Genomic DNA, 19,360 nt, shown 5'->3' on the forward strand with positions numbered 1-19,360 from the left:
CCCCCAGCGTATCCGGGCCGCTCAGGCTCCCGCGTCCTCCTGCCCCGCGTCCTCCTGCAGCGCGGCGAAGCCGAGGTCGAGATCGGCGAGGATGTCGTCGATGTGCTCGATGCCCACGGAGAGCCGCACGAAGCCGGGCTCCACCCCGGCGAGCCGCTGCTGCTCCTCGTCGAGCTGGGAGTGGGTGGTGGAGGCCGGGTGGATCACCAGCGAGCGCACGTCGCCGATGTTGGCCACCAGGGAGTGCAGGCGCAGGGCGTCCACGAAGCGGATGCCCGCCTCCTTCCCGCCCTCCAGCACGAAGCCCAGGACCGAGCCCGCGCCGCGCGGCAGGTAGCGCCGGGCGCGGTCGTGGTACGGCGAGTCCGGCTGGCCCGCGTAGGCCACCGAGACCACGCCGGGCTTGCCCACCAGGTGCTCCGCCACCTTCTCGGCATTGGCGACGTGGCGCTCCATCCGCAGCGGCAGCGTCTCGATGCCCTGGGCGATGAGGAAGGCGCTGTGCGGGGCGATGGCCGGGCCGAGGTCCCGCAGCAGCGCCACCCGGGCGCGGATCGCGAAGGCCGGCAGCTCCGGCGGCAGCTGGGTGTAGACCAGGCCGTGGTACGAGGGATCGGGCTCGTTCAGCAGGGGGAAGCGCTCCGGCTCGGCCCCGAAGTCGAAGCGGCCCGCGTCGACGATGGCGCCGGCGATGGCGGTGCCGTGCCCACCCAGGAACTTCGTGGCCGAGTGGACCACCACATCGGCGCCGTGCTCGATCGGCCGCAGCAGGTAGGGGGTGGCGACCGTGTTGTCCACGATCAGCGGCACCCCGGCGTCGTGGGCCACCCCGGCGACCCCCTCCACGTCCAGCACGTCCTGGCGGGGGTTGGGGATGGTCTCGGCGAAGAACGCCTTGGTGGTGGGGCGCACGGCGGCACGCCAGGAGTCGAGGTCGTCGGGGTCCTCGACGAAGACCGGCTCGATACCGAGGCGGGACAGGGTGTGGCGGAACAGGTTGGCGGTGCCGCCGTACAGGGAGGGGGAGACGACGATGCTGTCCCCGGCCTGGGCCACGGTGAGGACCGCCAGGGTGATCGCGCTCTGCCCGGAGGCGACCAGCAGCCCGGCCGCGCCGCCCTCGAGGGCCGCGATGCGGGTCTCCACGGCCTCCTGGGTGGGGTTGGTCAGGCGCGTGTAGATCGGGCCGAGCTCGGCGAGCGCGAAGCGGTTCGCGGCGGTCTGCGCGTCGGGGAAGACGAAGCTGGTGGTCTGGTAGATCGGCAGGGCGCGGGCGCCGGTGTCGCCGTCGGGCTGCTGCCCGGCGTGCACGGCGAGGGTCTCGAGATGCGGGGCGGGGGCGGGCTCGGAGGTCGACATGCGCCCAGCCTGCGGTGCGGGGGCGTGGGCGGCAAGGATTCGGGCCGAGCGTGAACCGGGATGACGGACGGAGCGCGAGGGGTGCCCCGACAGGACATCCCTCCCCCGCGGGGGCCCGCCTAGGCTCTCGGCCATGAGCACCTCGAGCACCGCCCCCGACCCCCGCCAGGGGATCCGGGCCGAGATCAGCGACTTCCTGCGCACCCGCCGGGACGCCCTGACCCCGCAGGCCGCGGGCATCATCGCCGGGTCGCGGCGGCGGGTGCCGGGGCTGCGCCGGGAGGAGCTGGCGATGCTGGCCGGGATGAGCGTGGACTACTACGCGCGGATGGAGCGCGGCGACCTCGCCGGGGTCTCCCCCGAGGTGCTGGACGCCCTGGCGCGCGCCCTGCAGCTCGACGAGGCCGAGACCGACCACCTGCACGACCTGGCCGAGGCGGCCCAGCCGCGGCCGCGGCGTCCGCGCCACGCCCCCTCCTCCACGGTGCGGCCCGCCCTGCAGCAGTTCCTCGACGCGGCCGCCGCGCCGATGTGGGCCCGCGACCGACGGATGGACGTGCTGGCCACGAACGCGCTGGGGCGGGCGCTGTACGCCCCGCTGCTGGAGGACGTCGCCGCCCGGGGCAACACCGCCCGCTTCCTGTTCCTCAGCCCCGCCTCGCGGGTGTTCTTCCCCGACTGGGAGCGGTCCGCGGACGGGGTCGTCGCGACCCTGCGCAGCTACGCGGGGCGGACCCCGCGGGACACCGGGCTGACGGACCTGATCGGGGAGCTCATCGCCCGCAGCGAGGAGTTCTCCGCCCGCTGGTCCGCCCACCAGGTGCGCCACCATCGCACCGGCACCAAGCGCATCCGCCACCCGCAGGTCGGCGAGCTGGAGCTGTCCTACGAGGGGATGGAGCTGTCCGCCGAGGAGGGCTGGACCCTGTTCGGCTACTCGGCGGAGCCCGGCAGCCCCAGCCTGGAGCGCCTGGCGCTGCTGGCCAGCCTCGCCGTCAGCCCGTCGGGCTCATCGGGGTCGTCGGCGCCGTCGGGGCCGTCAGGTCCAGCCGCCGGCCCGTCCAGCGGTGGCGCAGCCAGCGGTCGTGGGAGGCGATGACGACCGTCCCCTCCGCCTCCAGCACCGCTCGCTCCAGCCGGGTGGCCAGGTCCAGGGCCAGATGGTTGGTGGGCTCGTCCAGCAGCAGCAGCGCCGGAGGCGCGGCGAGGATCGCGGCGAGAGCGACCCGGCGCCGCTGACCCCGGGAGAGCTCGCCCAGCGGCCGGTCCAGGTCCCGCGGGTGCAGCAGGCCGCGGGTGTCCGCGGCGACCTCGCGGGCGGTGGCCTCCGGGTCCAGCACCTCGTCCTGCGCCAGCAGCGCCCGGTCCGGGGTGACGGAGACGCTGCCCGCGCTCGGAGCGAGGGTGCCGGCCAGCAGGGCCAGCAGCGTCGACTTCCCGCTGCCGTTGGGGCCGGTGATCAGCAGCTTCTCCCCCGCGGCGAGGCCGAGGTCCACCGGGGCGAGGCGTCCGGTGACGGCGGCGCCGGAGGCGGAGGCGAGCACCTGGTGCTCCGCGCCGCGGCGGGGCTCCCGCCAGCCGGTGAAGACCAGCTCGGCCGGGGGCTTGCGGATCTGGGACTCCTCCAGCTCCTCCAGCCGGCGACGGGCGTCGCGCACCCGCCGGGAGACGACCGTGGCGTTGCGGTCGGCGTAGAACTTCTTGGAGGCGCGGGCCTCGGTGCGGGGGCCGCGCCCCTCGTGACCCACCCGGTGGCTCTCCTTCACCGCGGCGCGCAGCGCGTTCAGCTCCTCCTGCTCGTCCCGGAAGCGGGTCTCCCAGCGGTCGCGGGCGTCCATGCGGGCGTGCAGGTAGTCGGTGAAGGTGCCGGTGAAGGCCTGGACGCCGCCGGGCTCCCGGTCCAGCGGGGTGGGCGCCGGGTCGAGGTCGAGCTGGCCGCGGGTGGCCTCGTCGAGGAAGGCGCGGTCGTGGCTGGCGGCGAGCACCGGGCCGGGATGCTCGGCGAGCAGGCCGGCCAGGAAGGCGGCGGCGTCCTCGTCGAGGTGGTTGGTGGGCTCGTCCAGCAGCAGGGTGGTGGGCCGGGCGATCAGCAGGTGCGCGAGGGCGAGGCGGCCGCGCTGCCCGCCGGACATCTCGTCCAGCCGTCGCTCGGCGGGGATCGGCGCGAGGCCGAGCCCGTCCAGCACCCGGGCGGCGCGCTGCTCGGCGCCCCAGACGTCGGCGAGGGTCGCCTCCTCCAGCAGCTCCTGGTAGCGGCGGGCGACGGTCGCGTCGTCGGGGCGGGCGGCGAGGTCCTCCCCCGCGGCGGTGAGGTCCCGTTCCAGGCGGCGGGCGTGGACCAGCGCGTCCTCGACCACGGCCGCGCGGGTGGTGGCCGGCGGCAGCGGCAGCTCCTGGTGGAGCAGGCCGACGGGGCCGGGGGCGTGGACGGTGCCGTGGTCCGGGACGAGGCGTCCGGCGAGCACCCGCAGCAGGGTGGACTTGCCGCTGCCGTTCTCCCCCAGGAGGCCGGTGGGGCGCCCGGCGGGCACGGTGAGGGAGACGTCCCGCAGCACGGGCCGGTCGGGGTAGGAGAAGGAGAGGCCCTCGGCGCGCAGGTGCAGGGCGGCGGGGGCAGAGGGGGATGAGGACATGGAGCGGCTCCGGGGTGCGCGAAGGGGCGACGGTCTCGGGGCGGCTCAGATCCTCACGGGCCCGACCTTAGGGGCAGCGAATGCCGCCGTCCAGCGAATATCCCTCCGCCGCTCCCCGGATCACTCCGGCGGGGCGGCGAGCAGCGCGGTGACGGCGGCGCGCATCATCGCCTCGCCGGGGCCGTGGGCGAGCACCCGGTGCGGGGCGGGCGGGGCCGTCTCGGCGCGGCCGGTGTGCACGACGATCGTGTCCGGGCGGGCGGCGAGCAGCTCCCGCAGGCGGGCGTCCTCGGCAGGGTCGGCGGCACCGAGGGCGGTGAGGACGAGCACCGGGGCCGCTCCCGGCGGAGGCGCCTGCCAGGCGGGGTCGGTGACGACGGCGAGCCCGTGTGCGGCGAGGGCCCGGGGCAGGGCGTCGGGGGCCTCGGGGCGGCTGCGCAGGTCGAGCACGGCCACCTCGCCGGGGGTGAGGCGGGCGCGGCGCAGGCCGATGGCGCGGGCGGCCAGCGCGGCCCCGGCCTCCGCGAGGGCGGCCTCGGCGGCGGGGACGTCCGGGGTGGGCAGCCAGCGGCGGCGGGCCCGCAGGGAGGCGATCCGCTCGGCCGCCTCCCGGTGGCGGGCCTCCAGCAGCGCGGGGTTCAGCTCGCCGGTCTGCACGGCGGCGTCGAGCCCGGCGATCACCGCGCGGGCCGCGGCGGGGTCGGGCACGTGCAGCAGGTGCGCCCCGGCGCGCAGGGCGGCGACGGCGGCCGCGGCGAGGTCGATCCCGGCCTCCGCGGCGGCGCGGGGCACGTCCCCGGCCACCAGCAGGCCGTGGAAGCGGGCGGTGCCGATCTCCTCCAGCAGGGCGGGCATCCAGGCGCCGAGCGCCGCGGGGCCGGGGCCGAGGGCGGGGACGGCCAGCGGGTCGGGCATCACCGCGTCGGCCCAGGCGGCGAGCTCCCAGGGCACCAGGTGATCGGCCTCCAGGGCGTCCCGGTCCAGGGGCACCGCGGTGTCGCCCGGGCCGAGGGAGCCGGCGCCGGGGGCGCCCTGCACGCAGACGGCGATGCCGGGCTCGCGCACCCCGGACAGCAGGGCCCGGGCCTGCCGGGCCACCAGGTCGGGCTCGTCGCCCAGGGCGTGGGTGCCGCAGCGGGCGGCGGGATGGGTGGCGACGTCCAGGCGGGGCCCGAGCAGCACCTCGATGCCGCAGGCGGCCAGGAGGTCCCCGAGCGCGAGGCCGAGGCGGCGGGTGGCCTCCGGGTCGTCGACGGCGCCGAGCGCGGCGGGGCTCGGGGTGACGCCCTGGCCCGCGGCGTGCTCGGTCACGGCGAGGACGGTGCCGGGGGCGGTCCCCCGCAGGCGCTCGGCGCGCTCGCGCAGCGCGGCGGGGGCGGCGGCCGGCAGCACGGCCACCCCGAGGCCCGTCGGGAGCTCGCCGTCGTCCGCGGCGGGCAGGTCCATGACCAGCAGGGAGGCCAGGGGGACGGCCTCGGACCCGAAGGTTTCCGGAGCTTCCGGGCGTGCGATCATGGGCTCACTCCTGCCGGGGGCGGACCCCCTCAGGATAGGACCCGGAAGACCAGGTGGAGCAGGCCATGACCCCCTCGACGGACCCCACGACCCCCGCCCTGGTGCTGGTCGGCATCATCGGCATCACCCGCTCCCGGCTGGTGATCGCGCCCCGGGAGCCCGGCGCGGAGCCGCTGGTGGACCTGGAGGGCCAGGGCGCCCTGCCCGGCACCCGGATGGAGCAGAAGCTCGACCTGCTGGCCCGCACCGCCCGCCACGCCCGCGACCAGGCCGCCGAGCGCCTGGGCGCCGAGCCGCGGATCGTGGCCGCCACCCTCGCGGTGCACGGCCTGGCCCGCACCGAGCACGAGGAAGCCACCGTCGTGGCCCGCACCCTGCTGCGGGACTGGGGCATCCCCCGTGAGCGGATCCAGGTGGACGACGACCTGCTGACCTCCTTCCTGGCCGGCGGCGTCGGCGAGGACGGCATCCTGCTGCGGGCCGGCACCGGCGCCGTCGGCGTGCGCTACGCGGGCCGGGTGCCGCGGGAGCGCCGCGACGGCATGGGCTGGCTGCTGGGCGACATCGGCTCCGCCGTGTGGATCGGCCGCCGCACCCTGCAGGTCGTGGCCGCGGACCTCGACGGCCGCGGGCCGCGCACCCTGCTGACCGAGCGGGTGGGCGACGCGCTGGGCCTGGACCTGCGCGACGGCCTGCTGCCGCCCTCCCCCACCGGCGACGTGCGCGACGACCTCTCCCGCGCCGTCTTCGCCCTGGCCCCTCCCGGGCGCCACGCCGCGCTGGGCCGCTTCGCCCCGCTGCCCGGCTCGGTGCCGGAGGACCCGGCGGCCCGGCGCATCCTGGACCAGGTCATGCGATGCTTCGCCGACACCGTGCGCACCCTGGATCCGCACGCGGAGCTGCCGGTGGTGCTAGCCGGCTCGGTGCTGGCCACCCCCGGCCCGATCCACGACGAGCTGGTCACCGGCTTCGACGCGGAGGGCCGCGAGCACCGTGAGACCCGTTCGTGCATCGAGGGGGCGCTGCTGCTGGCCCGGGAGGCCGCCGCCGAGGAGTAGTCCCGGCGTCTAGGATGGGGCCCGTCCGTCGCCGATCCGGAAGGCCCCTCGATGTCCGAGCTGAACGACCAGGTCCCCACCCGCGAGAAGGTCCTCGTGATCGGGGCGGGACCGGCCGGCCTGGCCGCCGCCGCGGCGCTGCAGGCCCTCGAGGTGCCCTTCGACCTGGTCGACCGGGCCCCGCACGTCGGCGGCATCTGGGACCCGGAGCGCGAGGACTCCCCCGTCTGGCCGTCCCTGGAGATGGTCTCCTCCCGCGAGTACACGCAGTACGAGGACCTGCTCTGGCCGGTCTCCTTCCCGGACTTCCTCGACCCCGCGCAGATGGCCAAGTACCTGCGCGCCTACGCCTCCCGTCACGACCTCGGCGAGCGCTTCCGCCCCGGCGTCGCCGTGCGCTCCGCGCGCCCCTTCGAGGAGGGCGTCTGGCAGGTCGAGTTCTCCACCGGCGAGATCACCGTCTACGGCGGCGTGATCTCCGCGCACGGCATCGCCGAGCGGCCCCACCGGCCCGAGTGGGCCGAGCAGATCGGCGAGGGCACCCGGGTGATCCACTCCTCCGAATGGGAGGGTCCCGACGGCCTCGAGGGGCAGCGGGTGCTCGTGGTCGGCTCTGGTCAGTCCGCCGCGGACGTCGCGGTGGACGCCGCGCGCCGCGCCCTGGACGTGCGCTGGTCGATGCGCACCGGTCACTGGGTGGTGCCGCGCACCATCGCCGGCACCCCCGGCGACGTCGCCGCCGCCCACGAGCCGGCCCTGCTGGGCCCCCTGAACGAGAAGATCGCCGAGCTGGTGGTGGGCCGCGCCGTGGGCGACCCCGCCGAGGTCGGCCTGCCCACCCCCGCGAACGGCCTGCTCGAGGACGCCGTGATCGTCTCCGACACCGTGTTGGACCGGGTGCGCGAGGGCCGCATCGGCCCCGTCGGCGCCGTGGTCGGCGTCGAGGACGGCCGCCCCGTGCTGGCCGACGGCGTGGACTTCGCCCCCGACCTGATCGTGCTGGCGACCGGCTACGAGACCGGTGCCGACCACCTGCCCGAGGAGGTGCTGCCGCGCACCGCCAACGGCGACCTGGACCTGTTCCTGGGCGCCTTCCCGCGCGGCCGCGACGACCTGGTGGTGCTCGGCCAGCAGCACGTCACCGGTGGCGTGCTGCCGGTGCTGGTGGAGCAGGCCGACCTGGCCGCCTACGTGATGCGGGCCCGCCGCGAGGGCTCCCCCGCGCTGGAGCGCTTCCGCCGCCTGCGCGCCGGCTCCGACCGGGCCGTGTCCACCACCCCTCCCGGGGGCCTGCGCGGCCGGATCGCCGCGGTCCTCGGCACCGCCTCTCGTCCCCCGCGGCAGGCGACCTCGAGCGGCGAGCGGCTGGTGCCGCACGTGGACCGGGACGCGCTGCTGGCGCGCCTGCGCAGCGTCCGCGGGGAGTTCGACGGCTCCTGAGCCCGGCCCTCCCCCTGACGAGGGGACGCCCCGGGGGGGTCAGCGGCGCCGTGCGAGCGGCAGGCCGATCGCCGCGCCCAGCACCGCCCAGGCCAGCACCACGATCCCGCCGCGGTGCTGGTCAGCCAGCGCGTCCGGCCACCAGGGCCGTCCGGTGGCGCCGAACCAGCTCGCCGCCAGCAGGGCATCCCCGAGCAGCAGCACCACCCCGGCCGCCGCGAGCACCACCAGCGGCGCCAGCAGGGCGAGCCGCGGACGCGGGGCGCAGCGCAGGATCACGGCGATCGCGACCCCGCCGCCGAGGGCCAGCATCTGCAGGGCCAGGTGGGCGGCGTGCGCATCCAGCGCCAGGCGCAGCAGCCCGGTCGCGTAGATCCCCACGAGCGCCGCGACCGGCACGGCCGCCAGCAGCGGGGCGAGCCAGGCCCGGGAGGCGAGGAATCGCCGCCAGCGCGGCGGCACCGTCCCGGCGGAGCCGAGCAGCACCCCGGCGGGGGCGAGCAGCAGCAGGTGCTGCAGCAAGTGGGCGGAGACCAGCACCTTCCCGTACACGGCGGGCGGGCCGTTGGTGGCCAGGATCAGCACGGCGGCCCCGGCGGCCAGGCGCAGCGTCTCCCCGCGGCCGCGGGCGGGGGCCCCGGCCCGCCACCACCACAGGGCGATCACGCAGACCAGCGCGAGGGAGAACGGCGAGGGCCGCCATGCGGCGAGCACCGCCACCGCGGTGGGGGCGGCCGGCAGCTCGTAGCCGGTGAGGATCCCGGCGGTGCCGCTGGGAGGGGCGGCCGCGTCCGAGGGCGGCGGGGAGGAGCTCATCGCCGCCGCCAGCGCCACGGCCAGCCCCATCAGGGCCAGCTCCAGCAGGGCCAGGCGCCGGTAGGTGGCGCGCGCCGCGGCGGCGTCCCCGCCCCCGGCCAGGGAGGCGGCGAGCTGCCGGCGCTGCATCCAGCCCAGCACCCCCAGGCCCAGCAGCAGCGCGGCCTTCGCGAGCCCGAGCTGCACGTAGGCGCTGGTGAGGAGCTCCGCCGGGGAGGTCATGCGCACCACCAGCGCCCACACCCCGCTGAGGCCGAGCGCCACCCAGCACACCAGCGCCAGGTGGGAGTAGCCGGCGAGCACGCGGGCGTCGTCGCGGGAGCGGGCCGGGAGCAGATGCAGCACCGCCAGGCCGCCCACCCAGATGCCGACGGCCAGCAGGTGCACGAGCATGGTGGAGGTGGCGACCTCGTGGGAGGTGTCCCCCGCGGCGTGGCCCGTCATCGCGGCGCAGAAGGCCAGCACCCCGGCGGCGAGGGTGACCAGGCGTCCCGTGCCGCGGCCGGTGCCGGTCACCGCGAGGGTGGTGGTCAGGGCCGCGACCAGCACGCCGGTGAGCAGCCAGATGCCGAGGTCGGTGCGGACGAAGACGCCGAGGTCGGAGCCGAAGCGCTCGCTGCCCACCCGCTGGCCGGTGGCGATCGAGTAGGACAGCAGCAGCCCGATGCCGCGGGCGAGCGTCGCCACGCCGCCGGCGACGGCGACGAGGGTGAGGGCGCGGGCCCGGTCGGCGTCCTCGCGCAGCAGCCAGCCGGCCAGCACGGCGCCGCCCAGCATCACGGCGGCGGCGAGGTCCCCGAGCATCGCGGCGACGGGGGCGCCGTGCCGGGCGAGCGCCCCGGCGTCGCGCAGCACCAGCGCCCCGGAGCCGGCGACGTCGGCGGCGAGCACCGCCGCCCCGCCCAGCAGGAGCAGGGGGATCAGCACGGCCGCGGCCCCGCGGGCCAGGACGGCGGGGGCGGGACGGTCGGTCGCGGTGGCGGCGCCGCTCACCGGGCGATCACCACGCCCAGCCAGAGGGCCGACATGCCGATGCCGATGGTGAGGCAGAGGTAGCCGAGCGAGATCGCGGGGGTGCCGCGTCGCACCAGCGCCACCACGTCCAGGGCGGCGGTGGAGAGCGTGGACAGGCCGCCGCACAGCCCCACCGCGAGCAGCATGGAGAACAGCTCGGGCACGCCGGCGGCGGAGCCCAGCAGGGTCACCACGATGCCCAGCAGGAAGCAGGCCAGCACGTTGGCCACGAAGGTCATCCAGGGGCCGGAGCGGTCGGGGGTCACGGCCGGCCAGCGGCGCTGCAGCAGCGGCGGCCCGTACTCGGCGATCGCCCAGCGGCCGACGGCGCCGATCGCGCCGCCGAGGGCGACCATCACCACCATCGCCAGGCCCAGCAGGATCGCGATCATCGCCCGTCCTCCTCGACCTCGAGGACGGCGCCCGGGTGCAGGCCCCCGGCGGGCCCGCCCGCCACCGGGGGCGCGGAGTCCGGCTCCGCGCTCCCCGCCTCGGGGCGGGCCAGCCGCATGGCCAGGGCCAGGCCGACCACGGTGGCGCCGATGCAGATGGCGAGGGTGAGCAGCGCGTAGGTGAGGGCGACGGTCGGGAAGTCGGCGCCGATCATGGCGGAGCCGTCGAGCACCACGGCGCTCATGGTGGTGAAGCCGCCGCAGAAGCCGGTGCCGACCAGGGGCCTGGTCCAGGCGGGGACGGGCCGCACCTCCATCACCCCGGTCAGGGCGCCCAGGATCAGGCAGCCGATCACGTTGACCGCGAGGGTGGACCAGGGGATCTCGATCAGGGTGGGGGTGGCGGTGGTGGGGAACACGGCCGCCGCGATGAACCGCAGCGTCGCCCCGAGGGCGCCGCCGGCGGCGACCAGCGCGATGACCTGCCGGGTGGCCAGGGGCCGCGGGGCGGGCCCGGAGTCGAGGGTCTCGACCTCCTCGGCCTCCGCCTCGCGCACGGCGTCCATCTCGACGGTGCGCATCCGCGGGTCCTCGCGGCGCGGCGGCTCGCCTGCGGGTGGGGGGCTCGTGCTCACCGATCCAGGGTACCGACCTCGGCGGCCCCCGACGGACCGGCCGGGCTCACGGCGGAATCAGCCCCAGACGAGGCCCAGGGCGGGGTCCTCGAGCACGGCGGAGACGTCGCGCAGCAGCTCGGAGCCGAGGGCCCCGTCGATCAGGCGGTGGTCGAAGCTCAGGGCGAGCTGGGCGATCTGGCGCGGCACCATCTGGCCGTCCACCACCCAGGGCTTGTCCTTGATCGCGCCGACGCCGAGGATCACGGACTCCCCCGGGTTCAGGATCGGGGTGCCGGAGTCGATGCCGAAGACGCCGAAGTTGGTGATGGTCAGGGAGCCCTCGCGGGTGGCCGAGAGCGGGGTGCGGCCGGCGCGGGCGGTCTTGGCGAGGTCGTCGATGCCCTCGGCGAGCTCGCGCAGGGTCATCAGGTGGGCGTCCTTGATGTTGGGCACGATCAGGCCGCGCGGGGTGGCGGCGGCGATGCCGAGGTTCACGAAGTGCTTGTAGACGATCTCCTGGGCGTGCTCGTCCCAGGAGGCGTTGACCTCGGGGTTGCGGCGGATCGCCACCAGCAGCGCCTTCGCGATCACCACCAGCGGGCTGATCTTCACCCCGGACCATTCGCGGGAGGCGCGCAGCTGCTCCACGATCCGCATGGTCGCGGTCATGTCGATCTCGTTGAACACGGTGACGTGAGGGGCGGTGAAGGCGGAGGCCACCATCGCCTCGGCGGTGCGCTTGCGGACCGAGCGGATCGGCACCCGGGTGGTGCGCTCGTCGCTGGTGACGCCGGAGAAGGGCTGGTCGCGCACGGACTTCATGGCGTAGCCGAGGTCCTCGGGAGCCTGCGGGGACTCCTCGGGGAAGTAGTGGCCCTCGCCGCCGTCGGGGCTCATGGCGCGCTGCTGGGCGGCGAGCACGTCGTCGCGGGTGACGGTGCCGCCGGGGCCGGTGGCGAAGACGTCGGCCAGGGCCACGCCGAGGTCGCGCGCGAGCTTGCGCACCGGCGGCTTGGCGAGGATCCGGTCGATCGGGACCTGCGGGTCGTCCTCCTGGGCGGGCCGGCGGCGCCGGCGGCGGGAGGGACCGGCGGAGGCGCCGTAGCCGACGAGGTTCTTGGGCTCCTCGTCCTGCACCCGCTCGGCCTCGCGGGAGGCGGCGGGGGTCTCGGTGTCCCCCGCGGCGACCTCGGGCTCCTCGGCGACGACCGGCTCGGCGGAGGCCGCGCCGTCGGCGGGCTCGGCGGGGGCGTCCTGCGCGGGGACGGGGCCGCCGGCGGTGTCGACCTCGAACAGGGGCGCCCCGACGGGCACCTCGTCCCCGACCTTCACCAGGACCTTCAGCACGGTGCCGGCGACGTGGCTGGGCAGCTCGACGGCGCTCTTGGCGGTCTCCACCTCGATGACCGGGTCGTTGATGGCGATGGTGTCGCCGGCGGCCACCTTGATGTCGACGATCTCGGCCTCGGTGAGGCCCTCACCGGGATCGGTGAGGCGGATCGTGACGATCGACGGGCTGGGGCTGGCGTTCATGCCGGGATCCTTTCACGCGGGGCTCCGGTGCGGACCGGATCCCGGGCGGGCGTCGTGCGACGGGCGAGGACGGGTCAGTGGGAGAGCACGCGGTCGACGCCGTCGAGCACGCGCTCCAGGTCGGGCAGGTAGGCGTGCTCCATGCGGGCCGGCGGGTACGGGGTGGCGTAGCCGCCGATGCGCAGCACCGGGGCCTCCAGGTGGTAGAAGCACTGCTCGGAGACGCGGGCGGCGATCTCCCCGCCGAGGCCGCCGAGCACGGGCGCCTCGTGGACGATGACCAGGCGGCCGGTGCGGCGCACGGAGGCGGTGACGGTCTCCATGTCCAGCGGCGCCAGGGAGCGGGCGTCGATGACCTCGAGCTCGATGCCGTCCTCCGCGGCGGCCTCGGCGCTCTCCAGCGCCAGGGGCACGCTCGGGCCCCAGGCCAGCAGGGTCGCGTCGGTGCCGGGGCGGCGGACCTGCGCCTGCCAGGGGCCCAGCTCGGGGCGGTGGTCGGGGTCGACGTCGCCCTTGACCCAGTAGCGCCGCTTGGGCTCCAGCACGATCACCGGGTCCTCGGACTCGATGGCCTGGCGGGTCATCCAGTAGGCGTCCTGGCTGGTGGCGGGCGCGATGATGCGCAGGCCCGCGGTGTGGGCGAACAGCGCCTCGGGGCTCTCGGAGTGGTGCTCGACCGCGCCGATGCCGCCGCCGTGGGGGATGCGGATGACCATCGGCAGGGTGACCCGGCCGCCGGTGCGGTAGTGCATCTTGGCGACCTGGGTGGTGATCTGGTTGTAGGCGGGGAAGACGAAGCCGTCGAACTGGATCTCGACGACGGGCCGGTAGCCGCGCATGGCCAGGCCCACGGCGGTGCCGACGATGCCGGCCTCCGCGAGCGGGGTGTCCACCACGCGCTGCGAGCCGAACTCGGCGTGCAGGCCGTCGGTGACGCGGAAGACGCCGCCGAGGCGGCCGATGTCCTCGCCCATCAGCATCACGTGCTCGTCGGCGTGCATCGCGTCGCGCAGGCCCGCGGTGATGGCCTTGGCGATCGGCAGGGTGGTGGTGCTCATGCGCGCGCTCCGTCCTGGTCGGCCTCGTCCTCGAACTGGGCGGCGTACTCGCGGTAGGCCTGCTTCTCGGCCTCCACCACGGGGTGGTGCTCGGTGTAGACGTGCTCGAAGATGTGCACGGGGTCGGGGTCCTCCATGCCGTGGATGTGGTGGTGCAGCTGCATGGCGAGCTCGTGCGCCTCGTCGTCGCAGCGGCGCACGAAGTCCTCGTCGATGGCGCCGAGCTGCTCCAGGTGGCGGCGCAGGCGCAGGATCGGGTCGCGCTCGGCCCATTCCTCCTCCTCGGCGGCGGGCCGGTAGCGGCCGGCGTCGTCGCTGGTGGTGTGCGCGGCCATGCGGTAGGTGACGGCCTCGATGAAGCGCGGCCCCTCCCCCGCCCGGGCGGCGTCCAGGGCGCTGCGCACGGCGGCCATCACGGCGAGCACGTCGTTGCCGTCGACCCGCACCGAGGGGATGCCCCAGCCGCGGGAGCGCTGCGCGAGCGGCACGGAGGACTGCACCGAGGTGGGCACGGAGATCGCCCACTGGTTGTTCTGGGTGTAGAAGACGACGGGGGCGTCGAAGGACTTGGCGAAGGTGAAGGACTCGGAGACCTCGCCCTCACTGGAGGCGCCGTCACCGAAGAGGGCGAGCACCGCGGTGTCGTGCGCCCGGTCGCCGGTGCCGACGGCGCCGTCGCGCTGCAGGCCCATCGCGTAGCCCACCGCGTGGGGCGCCTGGGAGCCGAGCACGATCATGTACGGGTGGGTGCGGAGCTCCGCGGGGTCCCAGCCGCCGTGGCTGATGCCGCGGAACAGCTCCAGCAGTCGCCAGGGCTCGATGCCGCGCGCCCAGGCCACGCCGTGCTCGCGGTAGGTGGGCACCAGATAGTCCTGCACGCGGGCGGCGTGGCCGGCGCCGATCTGCGCGGCCTCCTGGCCGAGCGCGCTGGCCCAGAGGCCGAGCTGGCCCTGCCGCTGCAGGCTGGTGGCCTCGAGGTCGGCGGCGCGGATCATCACCATGTCGCGGTAGTAGCCGCGCAGGGCGTCCGGGCTCTGCAGGTCCTCGGCCCCGCCGCCGCCCGTGAGCACGGCGTCGAGCTCGGCGTGGGGGGTGCGGGTGCCGTCGGGACCCAGGAGCTGGATCATCGGCTCCTGGTGGGCGTCATCGGGGATGGTGGTGGCGAAAACGGTCACGACGGGAGCGTAACCTACGGTTCCGTAAGGACGGAAGCGGGGCGCCCCGTCGCCCAGGTCACGCGGGCGCGTCGCGGGTATCGCCGGCCGCGCCGGGCGGGCGCGTCAGGACGCGCGCACCAGCGCCGCGAGCGCCGCGGCGTCCAGGGATTCCTGCTCGGCGTCGAGGTCCTGCACGGGCAGGGGGCAGTCGCCGAGGTCGGGGATCTCCAGCCGGACGCCGTCCTGACGCATCGAGGCGTGGGCGTAGATGCCGGGCAGGGTGTAGCGGGCGGCCTGCCAGGCGTTGACCACGGGCTGGGTGCCGGCCTCGACGGCGCGGGCGAAGTCGTCGACCAGGAAGTGGTGGGCGCCCTCGTGGCCGTTGGGCATGCCGCGCAGCTCCTCGGGCAGGCGCGCCTGGTGGTGGGAGAGGGCGGAGCCGGCCACGAAGGCGTCGCGCAGGGTCTCGGAGACCCCGGCCAGGCGCGGGTCGTCCAGGTCCATCGTGGACTCGGTGCGGATCAGCTCGGTCACGTCGAGCACCTCGGACTTGTCGTGCCAGTAGGTGGTCGCGACGGTCTCCTCGAAGCTGGAGGCCTCCCCGAAGAAGCGGAAGCGGGACTCGCGCTTGTGGCTGGGGTAGCCGACGCGGCGCAGCTCGTTGGTGCGGAAGGCGCCGCCGTTGTCCATGCCGAACAGGGCGAAGGCGTTGGAGACGTCGTTGTCGAACATCGAGACCTCGCGGTCGAAGACCCCGTCGCCGCGGGTGTCGGGGCGGCCCAGGCAGGAGACGGAGACGGCGTGCCGCTCCCCCAGCACCCCGAGGATGCCGCCGATGGAGTGGGTGGGGTAGAGCATCGGCGGGTAGGAGGCGGTGGCCTTCCAACCCTCGCCGCCGGAGTACCGGTAGGCGTCGTAGAAGCCGAGGTCCATGTCGTGGACGTAGTCTCCCTCGGCGTAGAACACCTCGCCGAAGGCGCCGGAGCGGTGGATGCGGCGGGCCAGCACCACGGCGGCGTTGTACTGGCTGGTCTCGCCCATCATGTAGACCAGCCCGGTCTCCTCCACGAGGCGGGTGATCTCGCGGATCTCCTGCTCCTCGATGGCCATCGGCACCGCGGAGTAGACGTGCTTGCCGGCCTCCAGGGCCGCGACGGCGATGCGCCCGTGGGTCCAGCGCTGGGTGAAGATCGCGACCGCGTCGACGTCGGAGGCCAGCAGCTCCTCCACGCTGCCGAAGCGGCCGGCGAAGCGGACGGGGTGCTCCTCGCGCTGCTCGAGGGCGTCGATGCGCTCGGTCACGTCGTCCACGGCGTAGAGCGCGGAGATGTCCGGGTGGGCGGCGAAGAGCTCCGCGAAGTGGGAGCCGAACTGGCCGATGCCGACGATGCCCAGCGAGAACGTCATCGTTCCTCCTAAATTCCTGCGTGAAAGTATGTGTGGCGCCCACGCTACGGGAGGGGACGACACGGGGCAAGGGCGGGCCCGGAGTGGGCGCGCAGGGCGTGGCGTTCCGGCACGGACCAGCAGCCGAAGTCCAGGACCACGGCGCCGCCCGCGGCCAGCACGTCGTGGGCGGTCCAGATCATCCGGCCCTCCAGCACGGCCCGGCACCCGTCGACGTCGTCGGTGCCGAACAGCGGCGGCATCCACTCGTCCGGGGTCAGGCGCACGGCGCGGTGGCGGGCGGCGAGCTCCCGCGCCCGGGTGGTCTTCCCGGTGCCGGGCAGGCCGACGGTGACCCACAGCCGCGCGCGCTCGCCCTCGCTCCTCATGCCCCCATCCTGCCCCTCAGGCGGTCAGAGCCGGCGCCAGCGGCCGCTGCGCCACACCTCGCGCCAGGGCGGCACCTCGGCGGCCATGCGGCGGCGCAGGCGACGCCGCGAGACGATCATGCCGACGGCGCCGAGCAGCAGCAGCGGGATCTGCACCGCGAAGGCGAGGCGGAAGGAGTGCAGGTCGTAGGCGCCGTCGGGGCGCAGCACGTCCAGCACCACGCCGATCAGCAGGATCGCGATCAGGGCCCCGACGAAGCCGCCCATGATCACCACGCCCGTCGCGGTGCCCAGGCGGTGCCGGGCCAGGGTGGTGCGGGGGAAGTCGAAGCCCACCGAGGAGCCGGGCCCACCGATGGAGATGCCGGCGATCAGCGCCAGCAGCAGCCAGATCGGGGCGGGGCCGGGCCACAGCAGCACCGCCACCAGTGGCACCAGCATGACGCCGAGGATCACCAGCACCAGGGTGGAGCGCCTCAGCGGGTGGCGCTGGGTGAGGGCGCCGACCAGCGGCCCGCCGATGATCGAGACCACCACCAGGGCGGTCATCAGGGCCGAGGCCGTCGGCTGGGGGAGCCCCTCCCCCGCGGTGAGGTACGGGTAGCCCCACATCATCGCGAACATGAGCCCGGGGAAGCCCGAGGTGAAGTGGGTGAGGAAACCGAGCTGGGTGGCGGGGTGGCGCACGATCCGGCCGATCACGGCGGGGATGCGCCGCAGGTCCTGCCGCACCCGGGGGCGGGCGGTGCCGGGCGGCACGGCGCGGATCAGCAGCAGCGCCACCAGCGCCGAGACGCCGCTCATCGCGGCCGCGGCGGTGAAGGCGGCGCTCCACCCGGCCCCGGCGAGGATCGCCACGAAGGGCACCGCGGAGCCGATCTGCCCCACCTGGCCGAGGATCCCCGTCAGCTGGGTCATGATCGGCACCCGCGCGGCGGGGAACCAGGCGGGCACCAGGCGGATCGCGCTGGAAAAGGTCAGGGCGTCGCCCGCGCCGACGACGATGCGGGCCAGGATCGCCAGCAGCACCGTGTCGGTGTGGGCCAGCAGGACCTGCCCGCCGCCCATCAGCAGCGCCCCCGCGGTGAGGGTGACGCGGGAGCCGTAGCGGTCCAGCAGCACCCCGGCGGGCACCTGCGCGAGGGCGTACACCAGCAGCTGCAGCACCACGAAGGTGGAGACGATGGTGGCGGAGGTGCCGAAGCGCTCGGTGGCCTCGAGGCCGGCCACACCCATCGAGGAGCGCTGCAGCACCGCGACCGCGTAGGCGAACACGGCCGCCGCCCAGACCAGGTACGCGCGGGGGCCGCCGAGCGGAGTGGGGGCGGTCAGGGTCCCCGTGCTCACCGGGCGAGCCAGCTCGCCGCGGCCTGGAGCAGCAGGTCGCTGGCCTCGGCCTCGGCGATGGTGGCGCGGACCCCGTCGGTGCCGTAGCCGCGCAGCACGACGCCGTGCTCCTCGGCGTGGGCGAGGAAGGCGGGGCTGTCCTCGCCGAGGGGGAAGTAGACGAAGTTGCCCTGCGAGGGCGGCAGCTGCCAGCCCTGGGCGGCGAGGGCGGCCTGCACCCGCTCGCGCTCGCCGCGCACCCAGGCGGCCTGCTCGTCCAGGCGCGCCCGCACCTCCGGCCGGAAGGTGGCCAGGGCCGCGGCCTGCGCGGGGGCGCTGGCGCCGAAGGGCAGGGTGACCTGGTGCAGGGCCGCGGCCAGGCGGGGGTGGGCGACGGCGTAGCCGACGCGCAGCCCGGCGATGCCCTGCATCTTGGAGAAGGTGCGCAGCAGCACCACGTTGCCGTGGCGGGCGAGGATCGCGCCGGTGTCGGCGACGGTGGCGGGGTCGTGGAACTCGCGGTAGGCCTCGTCGAGGGCGACCACCACGTGCTCGGGGACCCGGGCCAGGAAGTCCTCGATCTGCCCGGTGGACAGGGAAGGGCCGGTGGGGTTGTTCGGGGTGCACAGGATGACCAGGCGGGTGCGCTCGGTGACCGCGACGGCCATCGCCTCCAGGTCGTGCTCGTACCCGGCGGTCAGCGGCACCGGCACCGCGCGGCCGCCGTGGGAGCCGACCAGGATCGGGTAGGCCTCGAAGGAGCGCCAGGCGTAGACCACCTCGTCACCCTCGGAGACCAGTGCCCGGATCAGGTCGCCGGTGACGGCGACGGCACCGGTGGAGGGGCAGATCCGGCTCGGGTCCACGCCGTGATCGGCGGCGATCGCCTCGCGCAGGGCGGCGGAGCCCATGTCGGGGTAGCGGTGACCGTTCTCGACGGCCTCCCGCACGGCCTCGCGCACCTCCGGCAGAGGCGGGAAGGGCGACTCGTTCGAGGAGATCTTCCAGCGCCGGGGCCCACCCGTGGGGGCGGGACGTCCGGCCACGTAGGCGGGCAGGGCGTCCAGGGCGGGGCGGAGGCGGATCGACTCGACGGGAGGCTCGGGTGCGGTCATGCCCCCAGGGTATGCCGCTGCCGGGCGCCGGGACGCGCGGCCCAGGCCGCTCCCGGGACGGGGTGGGAGGATACGGGCATGAGATTTGTCGGACACGTCATCGTCACCGGCCTCGCGCTGTGGGTGACCGCCCTGATCCTGCCCGGGATGAGCCTGGGCGACGGCTCGGCGAGCGCCCTCACCCAGGTGCTGACCATCGCGGCGATCGCCCTGATCGTCGCGATCATCAACACCATCGTGCGGCCGATCCTCTCCTTCCTGTCGCTGCCCATCACCTGCGTCACCCTGGGCCTGTTCCAGCTGGTGGTGAACACCCTGATGCTGCTGCTGGCGAGCTGGGTGGCCGGCTGGTTCGACCTGGTCCTGCACTTCGACACCTTCTGGTGGGCGCTGCTGGCCGGCATCATCATCGGCATCCTCTCCGGCATCGTGGAGGCCGTCACCGGCCTCGGCGAGCGCGAGCCGGATCCGCGGCGGCACTGACCCCGCCGTCCCGCACCGTGAGGAGCCCCCGTCCCGGATCACCGGAGCGGGGGCTCCTCGCTGCGCGGT

Annotated in this window: 17 protein-coding genes; 4 read left to right on the top strand and 13 right to left on the bottom strand. The window is 75.6% G+C overall.

Going from position 1 to position 19,360, the window contains the following annotated elements:
* Window positions 1–21: 21 nt before the first annotated feature.
* The gene (locus tag OM98_RS00875) at window positions 22–1,359 is read right to left on the bottom strand and encodes a bifunctional o-acetylhomoserine/o-acetylserine sulfhydrylase (RefSeq protein ID WP_010532666.1); all 1,338 of its coding nucleotides are present in this window, start codon (window positions 1,357–1,359) and stop codon (window positions 22–24) included.
* Between the two features lie 133 nt (window positions 1,360–1,492).
* Between OM98_RS00875 and OM98_RS00880 the strand changes: the two genes are divergently transcribed.
* The gene (locus tag OM98_RS00880) at window positions 1,493–2,458 is read left to right on the top strand and encodes a helix-turn-helix transcriptional regulator (RefSeq protein ID WP_010532667.1); all 966 of its coding nucleotides are present in this window, start codon (window positions 1,493–1,495) and stop codon (window positions 2,456–2,458) included.
* Here OM98_RS00880 and OM98_RS00885 read toward each other — a convergent pair.
* Window positions 2,355–3,992, bottom strand: coding sequence for an ATP-binding cassette domain-containing protein (locus tag OM98_RS00885; RefSeq protein WP_010532668.1), 1,638 nt, complete (start codon window positions 3,990–3,992; stop codon window positions 2,355–2,357). The two genes, OM98_RS00880 and OM98_RS00885, sit on opposite strands and share 104 nt — an antisense overlap.
* Window positions 3,993–4,112: 120 nt before the next feature.
* Window positions 4,113–5,507 carry a glycoside hydrolase family 3 N-terminal domain-containing protein gene (locus tag OM98_RS00890; protein ID WP_010532669.1) on the bottom strand — a complete coding sequence of 465 codons (1,395 nt, stop codon included), beginning with the start codon at window positions 5,505–5,507 and terminating at the stop codon, window positions 4,113–4,115.
* Between the two features lie 65 nt (window positions 5,508–5,572).
* Here OM98_RS00890 and OM98_RS00895 point away from each other — a divergent pair, with 65 nt between their 5' ends.
* Window positions 5,573–6,565: an N-acetylglucosamine kinase gene (locus tag OM98_RS00895; RefSeq protein WP_245528696.1), complete on the top strand. Its 993-nt coding sequence runs from the start codon at window positions 5,573–5,575 to the stop codon at window positions 6,563–6,565.
* Window positions 6,566–6,616: 51 nt separating this feature from the next.
* A complete protein-coding gene (locus tag OM98_RS00900) occupies window positions 6,617–8,005 on the top strand; it encodes a flavin-containing monooxygenase (protein WP_010532671.1) in 1,389 nt (462 codons plus the stop codon).
* A 39-nt stretch (window positions 8,006–8,044) separates the two neighbouring features.
* Here the strand turns inward: OM98_RS00900 and OM98_RS00905 are convergent, their stop codons facing one another.
* The 10 genes from OM98_RS00905 to OM98_RS00950 form a co-directional block, all read right to left on the bottom strand.
* Complete coding sequence (locus tag OM98_RS00905) at window positions 8,045–9,814, bottom strand: cytochrome c oxidase assembly protein (RefSeq protein WP_010532672.1); 1,770 nt, start codon at window positions 9,812–9,814, stop codon at window positions 8,045–8,047.
* Window positions 9,811–10,227: a fluoride efflux transporter FluC gene (locus tag OM98_RS00910; protein ID WP_010532673.1), complete on the bottom strand. Its 417-nt coding sequence runs from the start codon at window positions 10,225–10,227 to the stop codon at window positions 9,811–9,813. Before OM98_RS00910 ends, OM98_RS00905 begins: the two co-directional genes overlap by 4 nt.
* A complete protein-coding gene (locus OM98_RS00915) occupies window positions 10,224–10,862 on the bottom strand; it encodes a fluoride efflux transporter FluC (protein ID WP_245528697.1) in 639 nt (212 codons plus the stop codon). The genes OM98_RS00910 and OM98_RS00915 overlap by 4 nt, the downstream gene beginning before the upstream one ends.
* A 57-nt stretch (window positions 10,863–10,919) precedes the next feature.
* Window positions 10,920–12,377 (bottom strand): dihydrolipoamide acetyltransferase family protein, encoded by a 1,458-nt coding sequence (locus OM98_RS00920; RefSeq protein WP_010532675.1) that lies wholly within the window; start codon window positions 12,375–12,377, stop codon window positions 10,920–10,922.
* Window positions 12,378–12,451: 74 nt separating this feature from the next.
* The gene (locus OM98_RS00925) at window positions 12,452–13,435 is read right to left on the bottom strand and encodes an alpha-ketoacid dehydrogenase subunit beta (protein ID WP_010532676.1); all 984 of its coding nucleotides are present in this window, start codon (window positions 13,433–13,435) and stop codon (window positions 12,452–12,454) included.
* Window positions 13,432–14,610, bottom strand: a complete 1,179-nt coding sequence (locus tag OM98_RS00930) for a thiamine pyrophosphate-dependent enzyme (RefSeq protein WP_010532677.1) — start codon at window positions 14,608–14,610, stop codon at window positions 13,432–13,434. Before OM98_RS00930 ends, OM98_RS00925 begins: the two co-directional genes overlap by 4 nt.
* A gap of 105 nt (window positions 14,611–14,715) precedes the next feature.
* Entirely contained in the window at window positions 14,716–15,999 is a 1,284-nt protein-coding gene (locus tag OM98_RS00935; RefSeq protein ID WP_010532678.1) for a Gfo/Idh/MocA family protein, read from the bottom strand.
* 44 nt (window positions 16,000–16,043) lie between these two features.
* Entirely contained in the window at window positions 16,044–16,367 is a 324-nt protein-coding gene (locus OM98_RS00940; protein WP_010532679.1) for a P-loop nucleotide/nucleoside kinase family protein, read from the bottom strand.
* Between the two features lie 24 nt (window positions 16,368–16,391).
* Window positions 16,392–17,714: an MFS transporter gene (locus OM98_RS00945; RefSeq protein ID WP_010532680.1), complete on the bottom strand. Its 1,323-nt coding sequence runs from the start codon at window positions 17,712–17,714 to the stop codon at window positions 16,392–16,394.
* A complete protein-coding gene (locus tag OM98_RS00950) occupies window positions 17,711–18,808 on the bottom strand; it encodes a histidinol-phosphate transaminase (RefSeq protein WP_010532681.1) in 1,098 nt (365 codons plus the stop codon). The genes OM98_RS00945 and OM98_RS00950 overlap by 4 nt, the downstream gene beginning before the upstream one ends.
* 78 nt (window positions 18,809–18,886) lie before the next feature.
* On the opposite strand from OM98_RS00950, the gene OM98_RS00955 reads away from it, so the two are divergent.
* Entirely contained in the window at window positions 18,887–19,291 is a 405-nt protein-coding gene (locus tag OM98_RS00955; protein WP_010532682.1) for a phage holin family protein, read from the top strand.
* Window positions 19,292–19,360 lie beyond the last annotated feature (69 nt).

Origin of the sequence: Brachybacterium squillarum M-6-3 (assembly GCF_000225825.1) — a bacterium.
Taxonomy (GTDB): domain Bacteria; phylum Actinomycetota; class Actinomycetes; order Actinomycetales; family Dermabacteraceae; genus Brachybacterium; species Brachybacterium squillarum.